Source organism: Haladaptatus rarus, from assembly GCF_054177585.1.
Window position 1 is genome coordinate 1 of sequence record NZ_JBPEHG010000020.1, and the last position, 14336, is coordinate 14336.

The window sequence follows — 14336 nt, forward strand, 5'->3', positions numbered from 1 at the left end:
GTTCTCCCAACATTCAAGATTCGCCGTCTCTAACGTTTCACTGAGCAGTTCTTGGTTGAGCATGAACACCAAAACCACGGAACTGCTCGCTTCTTAAACTGGCCTAACTAGACAGTGCCTCTGCTTTTGAAACATCTATTGCTTCGGTATTGCCTGAGCCTAGTGAATATTTATCCCCGATGTCACTACAAGGTATAAGAATACTCCCCATCTCGGAATTCGCGGTTGGGTAAGATTTGAGTTGAAGCGTAAACGAATTCTCGGTTGAATCAACGATAGCCAATAATGCAATTCCACTTTCTGATTGTGCGACAGATAGACTTCCATCACCGACGACAAGATAATTCCCACCGATAATACTCTCTCCCTGGGCAATTTCGAGTGCTGCCTGCAACGGGAATCCACCGTTGAGCAATCGAGCCATCGTCTTGCCGATACGAATGGCACCACTGTTGATCACGTCGCTTAGTGTGACAACCCCACTAATCGCACCAGCTTCGATCAGGTGACAACCTTATGTATATGATTGACATGCATTAAGGAAGAACGCATCAACTTGTACCGATTCGAGAGTACCCGCATCCAGTGTACCATCAGTACAGCGGAACCCCCCGTCATCGATATGACCGATGTAGTGAAAGAAATCCGTCGGCGTCGATAACACGTCTTCGAGGGCAGTCGTCGAAAGACTATAATGTATCTGGATATTGAAGGGAAGCTCATCCCGAGAGCCGTAAATCTCGTCGATTGCATCTCGTTCCGCATCCATCGCCGTATCATTACAGACGACTGTGATGCTGATATCTCCGGAAGATGGTGAGCGATCGAGTCGGTTCTTGAACGCGGCAGGAACGATCTTGTTCGCACCGACTGGCGTATCGTCACCTACCCACGCCTGACACGTTGATGTGGTTGCTTCTGGTTGGACGAATGAGTCGGCGACTGTCTCGGATGATTGTGCCTCGGCACCGCGTGTAAACTCATCATCGCGGAAAAAGTCCTCGACTGCTATTGTCTCGACCGCAGATTGTGGAATCGTCTCTGCCTGTGGCGATCGGATAATCGCGAGATCATCGACCAAATACGGAAGCATCTCGACGCTATCCGGTGTGAGCGTGACGTGGCTTGTGAGCTGCCACTCGGGGATTTGCGACTCAATTGTCTCGTATGGTATCTGCAAGTACTGTTCTATCTGTTCTGCTAGTGGCTGCTCGTAGAGGTGTTCGAAATCGATATCGAGTTTCGGTTCGAGCGCATCACGTTCAGCAAGTGCTACTGGATAGTAGCCCTCTGTGCGGGTTACGCAATCGAGGACGAACACTTGTTTGAGGATGCGTTCTACCTGTGTATCGAAATCGTGCGGCTCGTCGAGTGGATATTCAAACCCAGTTGTCGTCCGGAGCAGCGGGCGGTCCCCAGGTACCATCGTTGCACCGAGATAATAGGCCAACGGTGCTGCAACGTAGATGTACCGATACTCTGGTGGAAGGATGAGTTCAACACCGCTCTCAGGACGCTCAAGCTGCGGGGGAATATTGAGTTCGTCACCGAGTTCGATAGCTGGTGGATGGCCCCGAAGTGTCGGAAACGACCGTTCGGGTGAGAACGTCTTGAGTGCCGATCCAAACGTAGAGATAGCAGCCATGATATCTTCTGGCTCACTAGTCGTCGTAACTGTCGTTGCCGGATGTTTATGATGAGATCGAGCACCAACAAGTATTGCCGTCGGCTCGACAAATGTAATCTCTGTTCGCCCGGTGTCGGAGCATACGGACATAGAGCCTTCGACTTTAATATATGTCTTAATTGTACCTTCTAGCTTAAGTTGATACTTTCCTGCTGGGAAGGAAGTTTGGCTACCAGGTTCGACATTGGCTATTACTCCATCCGTTTCAGTACGGACGTTAACGACAATGACCGTCGGAAGTGTTAAAGAAGAAGTCCGTAGACGAACTGCTGCATCAACTGGGAAGTGGAAATGATTGGTCGCCGCTCGCTCGAGAGTCGACGTGATGGGGTCGCTCGTGGTCAATGTCAACCGGTGGCGCTCGATCGGGTCGATGATTTCGAGTCCTGACTCGGCCTCTAATGGCCTAAACGATATTGCCACTTCGTGGCTTGGACTCCCCCTTCCAGATTCCCGAGCGAGGTCAGTCATATTGACTTCATGTTATCATATAAGAACAAAAATGTATCGGAACGTAGAACAAATTAAGTAATGACCTTGGTCACGGTACTACGAGCCAGTCTGTCGTCGTCTCTCTATCATGACTATGCCACCGCTGTTGCAGTTGTCCGCTCTCGAGTCGAAGTTCGACGACAGCGTCGAAGAGCGACTCTAAACGCAGAACAGCGGCATTCGTGTGCGCACGCGGGAGGTGAAAATGGCCCATTCCGTTAGCCGATTTCAGACGCCCGATAAGAATGTGAAGAAATCGGAACAGCAGTTTTTCGTCAATCGAAAGCAGCGGAATGAGTGAATCGAAACAAAGCCGAAGTTCCGCAGGCGCAAGCCCGTCTGCATCAGCGTCGAAGGCGTCGATCGCCTCGGAAATCGCGACTCCCCCCGTCCAGAACAGTTGTCGGAAGCGTCTCACTACGTACCGACTGATCGATTGCGGTACTTCGATTTTCTGTAGGATAGTGAATCACTTGCATCCGGTCAGGAGCCCGAGCTGGTGCCTGAAAGTGTGTCGCCGCATGCGGCGTCTGAGCCTTTGTCGAAACGAACAATCTGCGTCGACACTGTTTCGACTGCCCACCCAGCATTTGATTACAGGCCTCAGTCCGTATTCCATCTGGGAGGTCGCCAACGACAAGAAGGGCTGCACCAGTTGCTTTGAGACGAGAAAGAACGGTAGGGAACTCAGTCTGTGTTCCCTTTAGTGTTTGCCCAGTGCCATCCTGCTGCACCATTTTCTATACCTTCTAATTACGACATAATAAACATTTCCAAAGTAATTACTAACCGACAAGTAACTACTGTCCCTTCACGAGTAGATTTGAGGTACCAAGCTTCTCTCCCCTGTTTGTAAGAGAAGCGGGTGTTGAGGTCAATCAAGTGGTGTGCTGCACACTTGGCACATGTCTGGTTGCCAGCTCACTGTTTTGATGATTGGCTGCTCTTCCTGACAATGAGGACAATATTCTTTTTCTTCAGACATCTATGATGACAATTAGAGCTTAATTATCATAAGTGATACAATCGCACACTGGATATGTTATTTGTAAGTTGTACACAACTTTAGTCGCTTTTCAATCCCGACGGTAAAATCGCGACCGTTTACTCTAATCAATGGTGTGATGATCGGATAATCGGTGGCGGCCATTTTGTTTGGGCTTGATCCCTCTTGTGTGTCGCAACAGGGTTTGCCACCGAGGCACTTGGCAGTGCAACAAGATAGTGTAGCTAATAAGTAATAAATTATTTGATTTATTTGTTTTGTGCCACAAACCAGAAAATGAATAGGGTAATATGGTGGAAAGATGGGTGGAAGGTACAGTATTGACTACTTCTGTGATCTCTGTCAGGAGTAAGCCTTGAGGCTCTCGTATTTCAAAACTGTATATTATTTTGTCGAATATCGGGGGTAGATATGGAATCGACAGATTTGTCGAACCCCGATAATCAGTCATTCAAACTTACATTATGTATTCATTACTATTCTTGGTGTGGCCGAGGACTTCGTCCTGATCTCGACTAGCTCTAAGGGAAATGTCGAAAGAATCCTCCGTTTTAGGTAGATGAGGACTTATTGGTTTCTCTAACGCCCTGTCTCCCCTCTCAGTCGGAAGCGAGTACAGCGATGGAGTAGACGGCTCTCGCGCTTCTTTCATTGCTAACAATGTTTTCATTGTTGGCAGTGCTAACATTTCTATCATTGTCGTCGTTGAGGGAGACAGAGGCTCACAGTTGAATTGAAGACCATTATCAATCTCAGTGGAACCTCCGCCGAATATCTTCGCAAATTTCGACTTCGAAATGGTGAACCTTGTTGGAAAGGTACTCCGTATTCAAGCTAGTTCCTCAGACGGTCTGCACACGTCGCATCGATTTATCTCGTAATTCAGGTACAGCAACGATTCATAAAATATTAATTCTGGAGCAAAAGGGATCCGACGGCTGCGACAGTATTGATAGCCGCTAATGCGACAAATGCACCACCATAGTCACCTGTTGCATCACGGATGGCGCCGGTAACAGCTGGCAACAGAAGCGCAGCAAGATTCCCGGCAGCGATAACGACCGCGAGCGCTGCCCCCTCACTGATTGCCGTGTCAGTTGTGACCCCGTAGATTGCGCCGAACGGAAGCGAGACGGCGAGCATTGCAATAAGCGGGAAGACCACGAGAAGCAACGGTGAGTGAGCGACTGCAAGAACACTGAATCCCACTGTTGCTGTCACCGTCGCGGCGGTGATCAAAGACCAATCCTGGATTCCCACTCGCCCAGCTACAACGCCGCCAGCTACCCGTCCGGTTGTAGCAACGAGTAACACGGCAGCATTGAGCGGCCCGTTCACATTGAGTGCATCGAAGTATGCAGTGACAAACGTCGACAGGGTCACGTACGACCCGAGTGAGGCGATGTAGCAGACTGCAGCAACGACCACCACGGGATGGGTGAGTATATGGTGAACATTCGATGGGCGGCCATTCGCTCGGTCAGTATTCATGGGCGATGACGTCTTGTGAACTGTACCCGGTGTCGCCGTTTCAGTGTTTTCGGCCTTTTTGGTGGCTGACTGAGAACGGTAAGGAATGGTGAGAGTTTCCTCTCGGTGCTGCCAACAGGCGATGCTAGCGAGCGTTCCTAAGAGTGCACCGGCCCCATGAAGTCCAAACGATCCAACACTGTCGAGGAGTGGTGGCACCAGAAGGAAAGCAACCACTCCACCAAACGTCAACGCACCTCCGTAGAATCCCTGTTTGCGTGTTGCATCCGTCCCACGGTGAAGTCGGGCGATGTGTGTCGCACCAACAGTGAGGATGATTCCGCTCGCGAGTCCCCAGATGGATCGGAAAGCAAGCAGCATGAGAAAGGTGCGAGCGAAATCGAGCGTAATCGATAACGCCACGTGTCCTACTGTGGCTCCGAGCAGAATCCGTGTAGTCGAGTACCTGGGTGTTAGATAACTACTCAGGATTTGTGCGAGGACGACTGAGAAGAGCGGCACGCTCGTTAAGAGCCCAAATGCCGTGTAACCGATGTCGAACCGGTTGGTGAGCACGTTGGGAATCGCGGCAGGTGCGAATAGCACATAACCGACGCTCGTCACTGCGATGAATGGGATGATTTCGAGTGTTCTCGGTACTGACGCTTCGGTGGACACACTTATTGCCGTCACTGGTTGGACGATCGACTGCCGGGCGTATCGTCGGTATTGCTATCCTTGTCACGGTTCGGATTTTCGTACTCATACTCGTATACCGCACGTGCCGTCTCTTGTGAGACTTTCCCGAGTTCGATGTCACGTCTAATCGCTTCTGGATTGCGGTCGTCGGGATTCCCATATCCACCGGCACCAGGCGTACGAATGCTAACAACTGTTCCAGGGTCGAGTTCGCGGACGACTTTTCCAGCCAGCTGCTCGCCGTTGCTTGTGTCGGTTTTTGCCTTCCCATTGAGAGCGTTTTCAAGGAGGTACGCAGCACCGGGCGTTCCGTCACGGCCACCAACGAGTCCGTAGGGCGCATGACGACGACGGTCGGCGAGGAGACTGAACATCGCTTGGTGATCACGCACGCCGATATCCCGCCGCAAGCCAAGTCCTCCCCGGAATTCGCCCGCGCCCCCTGAATCTTCTCGGAATGCATAGCGAGTCACACGAAGAGGGTAAGCGGTCTCAAGGACTTCGACCGGGGTATTCATCGTATTGCTCATGTGGACGTGGACGCCATCTAATCCGTCTTTCCCGGCACGACCGCCAAACCCACCACCTTGTGTTTCGTAAAACGCATACTGCGAGTCGTCTCGCGGATCGGTCCCGCCAAATGTGACATTGTTCATCGTCCCTTGACTGCCTGCGAGCACGCGGTCTGGTGTTGCCTTCGCGAGCGCGCCGAGCACAACGTCAGTAACGCGTTGAGATGTTTCGAGATTCCCGCCGACGACCGCCGCCGGAAGTACTGGGTTGATGATGGTTCCTTCTGGCGCCTGGATTTTGATTGGCCGGTAACAACCATGGTTCGGTGGAATATCCGGGTCGGTCACGCACCGTATCGCGTAGTACGTCGCCGATGCCGTTACGGCGAAGACGGCGTTAACCGGTCCCTCGGTCTGGGCCGCTGTTCCTTCGAAGTCGACGGTGACCGCCTCGCCGTCAATGGTCACAGCGGCAACAATAGGGAGGTCTTCGTTGCCCCGACCGTCATCGTCGAGGACATCCTCGAATCGGTAGGTATCGTTGGGAAGTGAGGCGATTTCCGCTCGCATTCGGCGTTCAGAATAATCCTTAATCGCTTCGAGTGCCTCACCGAGATAGTCTGCACCATACTTCGATACGAGTTCCTGAAACCGCCTCCGACCGGTCTGATTCGCGGCCTCCTGAGCACGCAGGTCTCCACGTCGCTCGTCAGGTGTTCGGACGTTCGCGAGAATGAGATCCATCGCTGTCTCATTCACTTCCCCACTTTCATAGAATTTCACGGGTGGAATCCGGATACCTTCTTGATAAATTTCTGTCGAGTCGGCTGCAACGCTTCCGGCGCTTGACCCACCCACGTCTGCATGGTGGGCGCGATTAGCGGCGTAGGCAACGACATCTCCGTCGGCAAACACCGGTGTAACAAGCGTAAGATCGGGGAGATGGGCTCCGCCGCGGAAGGGATCGTTCAGAAGCACACCGTCACCCGGTTCGAGGGTTTCTGGTGGGAAATGATCAATCGCCGCTGCCACCGAAAAGGGCATTGCCCCGAGGTGAACGGGCATGTTTTCGGCTTGGCTGATCATCTCACCAGCCGCGTCAAATAAAGCACACGAACAGTCCCTACGTTCTTTGATATTCGGCGAGTACCCCGTTCGGATCAAGTTTGCATTCATTTCTTCGGCAATCGCCGCACAGGCGTTCCGGATGATTTCGAGAGAAGCCGAATCGACCTCGGAGTCGTCGGTCGTGGCATCAACGTCAGACGCCGTATCGTGATCAGTCATCGGGAAACACCTCTACAAGCAGGTTACCGTATTCATCGACACGGACGCACTGCTTTGGTGGGACGACCGTCGTGCTTTCGGCTCCCTCAACGACTGCCGGGCCGTCGAAATTGCTGTCTGGCGGCAAGCGAGTGCCGTCGTAGATGCGTGTCTCCAGAGATTCGCCGTCGTGGATGACGTCTCGCGTCTCACGAAGTGCGTCGTCCGCATTACCGCTTGAGCGGTCAGCGGTGAGAGCTGGCGTTTCGATAACGCCACGCGAGCGAAGGCGAATTGTCACGAGTTCGACCGATTCATCGGGGTATGCGTGACCGTAGCGCTGCTCGTGGCGCTCATGGAATTGTTTTTCAACGGCGTCGATGCTTGCCTCATCCAGTTCGCCCTCCGGAACGGGGATCGATAGCTCAAATGACTGACCGACATATCGGAGATCAAGCTTTCGCTCGAAATACATCCGGTCGTCGGAGAGTGCCGCTTCAGCGAGCTGATTTCGCCCTTTTCGTTCGAAATCTGTGAACGTGGTCGCCAATTCAGTGGGATCGACGGCAGAGAGACGGCGGACTCGTGAGGTACTGTAGTCATAGATCATATCGCTCATTAGTAGTCCGAGCGCGGAGAGAACGCCCGCGGTTCGGGGAACGATCACCCGAGGAATTTCGAGTTCGCGGGCAATTTCACAGGCGTGGAGTGGCCCCGCCCCGCCAAACGCAACGAGACCGAACTCGCGGGGGTCATGGCCGCGCTCGACGCTGACGACCCGCAGTGCCCGTTGTATATTCGCATTTGCAACGTCGACGATTCCCTGTGCTGCCTCCTCGACAGACTGTCCAAGTGGTTCCGCGATTTGTTGGTCAACGATTCGGTGAACGTCACTGACTTCGACGTTGAGTTCGCCGGAGAGGAATTCGTCGGGATTCAACCGTCCGAGCAAGAGATGAGCGTCAGTGATGGTTGGCTTGGTGCCGCCCCGTCCGTAACAAATCGGACCAGGGTCGGCGCCAGCGGATTGGGGACCGACTCGGAGGGCGTTGCCCTTGTCGATCCAGGCGATCGACCCTCCGCCAGATCCGATTGTGTGCACGTCGACCATCGGCACGCCAACTGGGTACTCTCCGATATCAACGTCGGTAGAGATTATCGGCGTCCCATCCTCGACGAGCGAAACGTCACAGGAGGTTCCGCCCATGTCCATCGTGATTACGTCGTCAATATCACAGCGTTCCGCGACTGCCGTCGCACCTTGGACACCGGCAGCAGGCCCCGACAGTAGTGTCCGAACCGGTTGTTCGCGGGCGACGTCAGTGGCAATGATCCCACCGTTCGATTGCATAATCTTGAGATCAGTATCGATTCCTATCGTTGCGATTTCGGTACCAAGATTGCCGATGTAGCGGTTCATTACCGGTTTAAGCGCAGCATTCATGGCTGTTGCCAATGTTCGTTCGTATTCACGGATTTCAGGGAGGACGTCGCTCGACAGCGAATACGAGGCATCGACACCCTCGTTCTTCAAAATATCGCGCACCTGTTGTTCGTGATCATCATTTTCGAACGCATAGAGCAGGCTGACCGCCACGCTTTCGGTTTCACTACTCTGCAGTTGATTCGCAACGGATCGAACACTCTCCTTGTCGAGAGCTCTGAGGACAGAACCTCGTTCGTCGAGACGCTCTGCCACCTCGAAGCGACGGTTTCGCGGAACGATTTGGGCCGGTTTTTCGGTCTGGAAGTCGTAGATATCTGGCCGGTTTTGACGGCCGATTTCGATGACGTCTCGGAAACCGTCGGTCGTCACGAGCGCGGTGTCTGCCCACTCCCCCTCAAGCACCGCGTTCGTCGCAACCGTGGTTCCATGGCCGAGGAAGCCTATCGACTCAAATGCCCACTCTTCGCGCTTGTTCGCTTTCTTGAGGCCGTCGAGAACGCCGTGCTCTGGAGCGTCAGGTGTGGATGACGTTTTACTGACCCGAACCGTTCCGTTCTGTACGGTAACAATGTCAGTGAAGGTTCCTCCGATATCCACGCCAACACGAAGCGTATCGTCGGTATCTGTATCAGTTCTGTCGTTATTCATCTCTGAACTATTGATGTAGCATCGTTTTCGCTATTTGTTCATCTATGCCTCGTGTCACATCTTCCCGAGTACGTGGTCTGACTGACCGAGCGTTGTGGAGAGTTTTTAGCATCGATCACAGAGGGTCATAGACGATCGTCAATCATCATCACCTATGGTGCGTTGATCACTACGATCCCACTCCCGCGAAATCGCGTAATCGATGTATCCTTGCGTATCTTCGAGCGACTCTTCGGAAACTCCACCGACAACGAAACTGATTGCAACGAAAGCAATCGTGTTCACGAGCAGGCCGTAGAATCCACTCACAAACCCAGGGAATGCGCTCGGTAGTGAGACGACCCCGAACTCGATTACCGCCGTGACGAGGACACCCAAGGAGAATCCGATGAGAGCGCCTTCTCGTGACGCACGTTGCCAGAACAGCGCCCCCAAAAGGAGCGGGAACAGTTGGGCGGCCCCGTAGAAACTGAGTGCCGTCAACAACAGAATGAACTCGAATTGCTGAATCGCGATAATATACGAGAGGAGCCCAAGCACGGGAATCGTGAACTGTGCGACGCGAGTAACGGTCTGTTCGTCCACATTCTCGTCGGCATAGTCCTGGTACCAGTCTCGGGTGATGAGTGCTGATACAGCGTGAAGCTGAGAATCGGCAGTACTCATCGCGGCCGCGACGGCTCCAGCGATGACAATTGAGGCGAACCACACAGGCGTGAATTCGTAGAGCACGGTCGGAATCGCAGAATCAGGTTGTGCGAGGTCGGGGAACGCTTGGACTGCACCCAACCCTAAGAAGGCCACCGGCAGATAGAACAGGATGAGATATCCGGTTCCGAAAGCAGCGACCCACTTGATTACGCGTGGCGACCGTGCCGAGATATATCGGAGAAAGAGGTGGGGCGTCATTGATACTCCGATTCCGGTCATGATTGCGAATGACACATAGAACGCTGGGGTGATCGTTCCCCCAGGGCCGGGAAGTGATACATAGGCGCTGAATGACTGTACCATCTCCGTCCAGAATGCCTGTGGGCCTTGGTAGGCAGAGAAGACAAAGAACCAGCCGGCAATCCACATCGCTCCGAACATGAACACTCCTTGGATGGCGTCGGTCCACGCGACAGCGCGAAGTCCACCGAGCCAAACATAGATGACACCAGCGACTAGAAAGATCGCAGCCCCTGCTTCGAAACTGATTGCGCCCTGGGTAGCCGTCTCGAAGATGATTCCGCCACCGATCAGCTGCGTCGCGATGTACGGGAAGGTAAACAGAATGAGTGCGAGGCTTACAAGTTTGCCGAGGAGTGGTGATTCATAGAAGTCCGCCAAGAGATCGGATGGGGTAATATAGCCATGTTTTTTCCCAAGCAACCAAACGCGGGAGCCGACAACCCAGAGAATCAACCCGGAAATAACGAGGTAAAATGTGGAGGCACTGAAAATGCCGATTCCATTTGCATAGACGAACCCACCGATGCCCAGGAAAGCAAACGCTGAGTGATAGGACGCAGCGAACGTGAATAATAGGACGACAATCCCGAGGCCACGGCCAGCTGCCATCCAATCATCGACTTCGAGTTTCCCGACCTGCCATCCCCGATACCCGAGTGCGAGGATAATCGCGAGGTAGACACCGATCGTACCGAGCGCGACTGTCGTCTGTAACGAGACCATTAGCTACCTCCCTCGACGGCGGTATCTTGCGAACTGGACTGTGTCGTCACTACTTCTTCACGACTGTGGAGTTCGGGTGGCACCTGATCTTCAGTGAGTGCGAACGCATCACGCCAGGCAGCCCAAATGAGAACGGCCGTGATGAATATACCCCATATAACTGTCCAAAGGTATAACGCACCGATTCCTGCGATCGTCCCTGGAACATCAACTATCTGTATCACCGGTGGATTCATCGCGATGGTAAATGCGATGAGAATCGCGGTCGTGATTTTCCCTGCTCGTGATGTGAAGTGCCCCATGGTATGTTATCTACTACCACTCACCTTAACCTTTGTTTATAAAATTTTTCATGAAAATATTTTTCGACATTGGAGAAACATTCTCTATTCTGTAACAATTTGAGAACACTGCCTAAAACAATGGGAACTTGTTTTCCCTCGAGATGGATGTCATGAACTTCCACTATCAATTGCCAGTAACTTACGAATCGCTTCGCTATCTTCTCTTGACATTTTCACTTATTCAAACTACCATCTTTTCAAATTCGAAAGATATTTAAATTATGATATCAAATAAACAAATGCAAGGGATCGATATAAGTTAACACCAGACACACAACGCACGACTCACGGCAGAAGTTGCACCCACTGTCATCCTCCCCTGCGCTACCACCCTCGAAAAACCCACACAACTGCACACCGGACAGCCTCAGAAAAGCATAGTCCCGCGTCTTCAAGGAACATGTCACCTGGATACAAGCATACTCCTCGTTCGGAGTCACTGTTCGCCCCTCAAATTGAGTGAAAAGTGTTGCTGGTACCGCCTCCCCTTGGACGCCCATCAAACCGTTCCACGACATGTCAGACTCCAAAACACCTCCGCGAAACGATCACCCAGAATCGCTTGCAAACCGTTCACTGGTCGAGAAAATTACTGCGGCAGTTGCAGCAGAAACCAATACCGCATCTGATGAGTTGGATTCTATTTACGAATGTATCGATCCAGATGCACTTGAGGCGCTGTTCGCATCGACACTTCAGGGAACGCTACGCACGAATGGAAAAGTACTGTTCCACTATGCCGGGTGCCAGGTGACAGTCAATGCAAATCGAACAGTCGAGGTCGACTCACTCAAAAATCCCGACATCGAGTGACCTTCTTCCTCCTTTCCCTGAATACCGGCTCTCAGTCCCCTTTGTGAGCGAGGGCCAAAAGCGCGGGTCGTCGGTCGCACTCTCAGCCGCGGTGATCGGTGCCTCCGTGATGGGGGAATCGATGTCATAACTTGTATCGACGCCGTAATCGACACCGAGTGCATCGACATCGGATTCCGTACTGATGACGACTGCGAGGTTGACCTCCGGCAAGTCGTGGACGATCGTCAGGTCGCTTCGTTTCAGGGTTCCCTGAGAGAGTCCCTTTGTGTCCACAATATACCGCCCTTCGACCGTCGCGGCTGTGACCGTGCCGCCCATCGCAAGCCCGCCGAGGATTGACCCACTCACCGTTAGGAATGTTCTCCTGGTATGTTCTACCATGACATAACTCGATACTACGTTATTACTAATTAATATATTGGATTTGAATTATCTGTATCATTGTGATAGGAGTTAACTACGGACCCAATCCGGCATCAGGACACACGGTTCGAGGGGTTCGCCGATCTCGTGGCAAGCGAGACGTTCCTGAGGCGGCAGACAGACGAAGTACGGCCGATGGCACGGCCCGTGCGATTCGAGTGGGACGACCACGAATGGTCGGGGAAATCATACCCTCACAAACGTCCTAAAGAAGTGCGTACCGACCAGCGAACGCTCATGGAATGCCCAGATTAGGAATGGGACTATTAGAGTTCAAACTATAATAGTTTCACCACTAATTCCGAAGCACATACCCTGTATTCCTACAGTCTGAACCAGTTCGTCAATCGCATCAAGGAACTTAACCGACTCAAAGCGCTGTACGACAGTCAGCCCCAGCACCTGCCACACCGGATTTCAGGGTTGCGAAACAGTTCAATACGACCTTAGTAGATCTCGACTGGAACGCCCAGTGCTTCGAAGTCATCGACGTTGTCAGTAAGAACTGCATCGTCGAGGACCTCGGCCATCGCCGCGATGTACGCGTCGTTCGGCCCGACACCAGCGTTTCCGCCCTCGCGGTCGTCTGCTGCGGCAAGTAGTTTTCCCGCCACCCGAGCGATCTCTTCATCGACTTCAACCCGAGGATAGCCCAGGAGGCGGTTTCGTACCTCCTGTTCGGTCGTATCGCTCCGAGCCGTAGCGACACCGTAGTAGGTTTCGGCGACGACCGGAGTGGGCAACCACTGCATCTCCCCGCGCTCTACAAGTTCCGTCCCCTTCGAGAACGCAGCAGGATCCTCCGCCATCAGGTCGAACAGGTACGACGAATCGATGATCATTCGCCCGTGTCACCGCTCTCGAAGGCGTTGCGGGCGGCGTCGAGACGGTCGCGGTCACGTCCGCGGAGTCGGTCAACTGTCTTCTTGGCGTCCTCCGCGTCCTCTTTCGACAAGAGGCCGGCGACATCGCTGGGATGAGGGCCACGCGTCATTCGGCGTAGCGTCTCCTCCATCGTTTCACCGCTCTTCTTGTGGGCGTTCAGCCACTCGTGATACTCTTCGGAGACTCGGATGGTTTTGACCATGCAATATATTTGGATATATGGGTCTAAGAGTGTTACGCTGCCGACCCTCCTCCTTCCCCGTGTCTGTAGTCGCTACCGTCTTGTGTTGACCTCTCGACGTCGTAGCCGACCGCGTGTTCCGACAACGTCTCGGCTCCTGGGTTGATTGACCGAAGATTGCACTCATAGCTGTGTGTGGCAACTACCGAATAGTGGTCAGTCGACCGGCAGAAACGAGACGGGGTGCCCACCCAGCTGAAACATACCGGATTTCCTCTGCTTTTCTACCGGCCAGACAGTCAGCCCCAGCTCCTGACAGTCCTCCTGGACACACCAGAGTTCCGCTGTGAATCGCCTCGGGGTCAAGCCCCGGGCGTTCTCCTTGACCGCCTGTAAACAGCGCTCGCTCGACAGTCTCACCGTCACTAAACCTAACACTCTCCTGCTAGTCCACAGAAGACAGTCCACGGGGCTCTAACCACCTTATCTCTCCTGTGCTGTTCATCTTGGACAGTCCCTTCAGCGTGAAACCATCGGAGTCCGGGGTGTGCTGGTCGCCAAATCTGACAGTCCATCTGTCGTGGTCGGCGGACACGGTAATTTGTCCTTCCTGGACAGTCCACTGTGCTGTTCCCTCCCGCTGACGCGGGTCACTTCATTGAAACTGCGGTGTCTCGCCGGAGACGGCACCCAGATCTGCGTGATGACAGGGGGCACCCCAACCAATGCACCGCTGGCACCCCACTACCGTCGCTCATCGGATTTCTTTGGCCTGTCCCGGGA

13 protein-coding genes and 1 pseudogene are annotated in these 14336 nt (G+C 53.2%); 2 read left to right on the forward strand and 12 right to left on the reverse strand.

Annotated features, from left to right (window positions below):
• Positions 1-103: 103 nt before the first annotated feature.
• From ACR3FE_RS24340 to ACR3FE_RS24380, 9 genes are all read right to left on the reverse strand, one after another.
• On the reverse strand, positions 104-460 hold the full coding sequence (locus ACR3FE_RS24340; RefSeq protein ID WP_458210436.1) for a hypothetical protein: 357 nt from the start codon (positions 458-460) through the stop codon (positions 104-106).
• A gap of 54 nt (positions 461-514) precedes the next feature.
• Positions 515-1645: a hypothetical protein gene (locus tag ACR3FE_RS24345; protein WP_458210437.1), complete on the reverse strand. Its 1131-nt coding sequence runs from the start codon at positions 1643-1645 to the stop codon at positions 515-517.
• A 583-nt stretch (positions 1646-2228) separates the two neighbouring features.
• Positions 2229-2597 carry a DUF7504 family protein gene (locus tag ACR3FE_RS24350; RefSeq protein ID WP_458210438.1) on the reverse strand — a complete coding sequence of 123 codons (369 nt, stop codon included), beginning with the start codon at positions 2595-2597 and terminating at the stop codon, positions 2229-2231.
• Positions 2524-2916, reverse strand: a complete 393-nt coding sequence (locus ACR3FE_RS24355; RefSeq protein WP_458210439.1) for a DUF7504 family protein — start codon at positions 2914-2916, stop codon at positions 2524-2526. The genes ACR3FE_RS24350 and ACR3FE_RS24355 overlap by 74 nt, the downstream gene beginning before the upstream one ends.
• 1178 nt (positions 2917-4094) lie before the next feature.
• Positions 4095-5348: an MFS transporter gene (locus tag ACR3FE_RS24360; RefSeq protein ID WP_458210440.1), complete on the reverse strand. Its 1254-nt coding sequence runs from the start codon at positions 5346-5348 to the stop codon at positions 4095-4097.
• On the reverse strand, positions 5345-7153 hold the full coding sequence (locus ACR3FE_RS24365; protein ID WP_458210441.1) for a hydantoinase B/oxoprolinase family protein: 1809 nt from the start codon (positions 7151-7153) through the stop codon (positions 5345-5347). Before ACR3FE_RS24365 ends, ACR3FE_RS24360 begins: the two co-directional genes overlap by 4 nt.
• Entirely contained in the window at positions 7146-9227 is a 2082-nt protein-coding gene (locus tag ACR3FE_RS24370; RefSeq protein ID WP_458210442.1) for a hydantoinase/oxoprolinase family protein, read from the reverse strand. The genes ACR3FE_RS24365 and ACR3FE_RS24370 overlap by 8 nt, the downstream gene beginning before the upstream one ends.
• A 138-nt stretch (positions 9228-9365) precedes the next feature.
• A complete protein-coding gene (locus tag ACR3FE_RS24375) occupies positions 9366-10904 on the reverse strand; it encodes a sodium:solute symporter family protein (protein ID WP_458210443.1) in 1539 nt (512 codons plus the stop codon).
• Complete coding sequence (locus ACR3FE_RS24380; RefSeq protein ID WP_458210444.1) at positions 10904-11206, reverse strand: hypothetical protein; 303 nt, start codon at positions 11204-11206, stop codon at positions 10904-10906. Before ACR3FE_RS24380 ends, ACR3FE_RS24375 begins: the two co-directional genes overlap by 1 nt.
• A gap of 558 nt (positions 11207-11764) precedes the next feature.
• Between ACR3FE_RS24380 and ACR3FE_RS24385 the strand changes: the two genes are divergently transcribed.
• Positions 11765-12061, forward strand: coding sequence for a HalOD1 output domain-containing protein (locus ACR3FE_RS24385; protein WP_458210445.1), 297 nt, complete (start codon positions 11765-11767; stop codon positions 12059-12061).
• On the opposite strand, the gene ACR3FE_RS24390 is transcribed toward ACR3FE_RS24385, so the two are convergent.
• Positions 12035-12412: a hypothetical protein gene (locus ACR3FE_RS24390; protein ID WP_458210446.1), complete on the reverse strand. Its 378-nt coding sequence runs from the start codon at positions 12410-12412 to the stop codon at positions 12035-12037. The two genes, ACR3FE_RS24385 and ACR3FE_RS24390, sit on opposite strands and share 27 nt — an antisense overlap.
• Positions 12413-12526: 114 nt before the next feature.
• Between ACR3FE_RS24390 and ACR3FE_RS24395 the strand changes: the two are divergent.
• Positions 12527-12742, forward strand: a pseudogene (locus tag ACR3FE_RS24395) (IS200/IS605 family transposon protein TnpB); the annotation flags it as partial.
• Positions 12743-12933: 191 nt separating this feature from the next.
• Here ACR3FE_RS24395 and ACR3FE_RS24400 read toward each other — a convergent pair.
• Positions 12934-13329, reverse strand: a complete 396-nt coding sequence (locus tag ACR3FE_RS24400; protein ID WP_458210447.1) for a PIN domain-containing protein — start codon at positions 13327-13329, stop codon at positions 12934-12936.
• Entirely contained in the window at positions 13326-13574 is a 249-nt protein-coding gene (locus tag ACR3FE_RS24405; RefSeq protein ID WP_458210448.1) for a hypothetical protein, read from the reverse strand. The genes ACR3FE_RS24400 and ACR3FE_RS24405 overlap by 4 nt, the downstream gene beginning before the upstream one ends.
• Positions 13575-14336: the final 762 nt, after the last annotated feature.

Bases quoted from the DNA above. Each gene is read 5' to 3' on its own strand.
- ACR3FE_RS24355 (WP_458210439.1), bottom strand. From the start codon at position 2,916: ATGGTGCAGCAGGATGGCACTGGGCAAACACTAAAGGGAACACAGACT.
- ACR3FE_RS24345 (WP_458210437.1), bottom strand. From the start codon at position 1,645: ATGGCTGCTATCTCTACGTTTGGATCGGCACTCAAGACGTTCTCACCC.
- ACR3FE_RS24405 (WP_458210448.1), bottom strand. From the start codon at position 13,574: ATGGTCAAAACCATCCGAGTCTCCGAAGAGTATCACGAGTGGCTGAAC.
- ACR3FE_RS24370 (WP_458210442.1), bottom strand. From the start codon at position 9,227: ATGAATAACGACAGAACTGATACAGATACCGACGATACGCTTCGTGTT.
- ACR3FE_RS24380 (WP_458210444.1), bottom strand. From the start codon at position 11,206: ATGGGGCACTTCACATCACGAGCAGGGAAAATCACGACCGCGATTCTC.
- ACR3FE_RS24365 (WP_458210441.1), bottom strand. From the start codon at position 7,153: ATGACTGATCACGATACGGCGTCTGACGTTGATGCCACGACCGACGAC.
- ACR3FE_RS24375 (WP_458210443.1), bottom strand. From the start codon at position 10,904: ATGGTCTCGTTACAGACGACAGTCGCGCTCGGTACGATCGGTGTCTAC.
- ACR3FE_RS24400 (WP_458210447.1), bottom strand. From the start codon at position 13,329: ATGATCATCGATTCGTCGTACCTGTTCGACCTGATGGCGGAGGATCCT.
- ACR3FE_RS24385 (WP_458210445.1), top strand. From the start codon at position 11,765: ATGTCAGACTCCAAAACACCTCCGCGAAACGATCACCCAGAATCGCTT.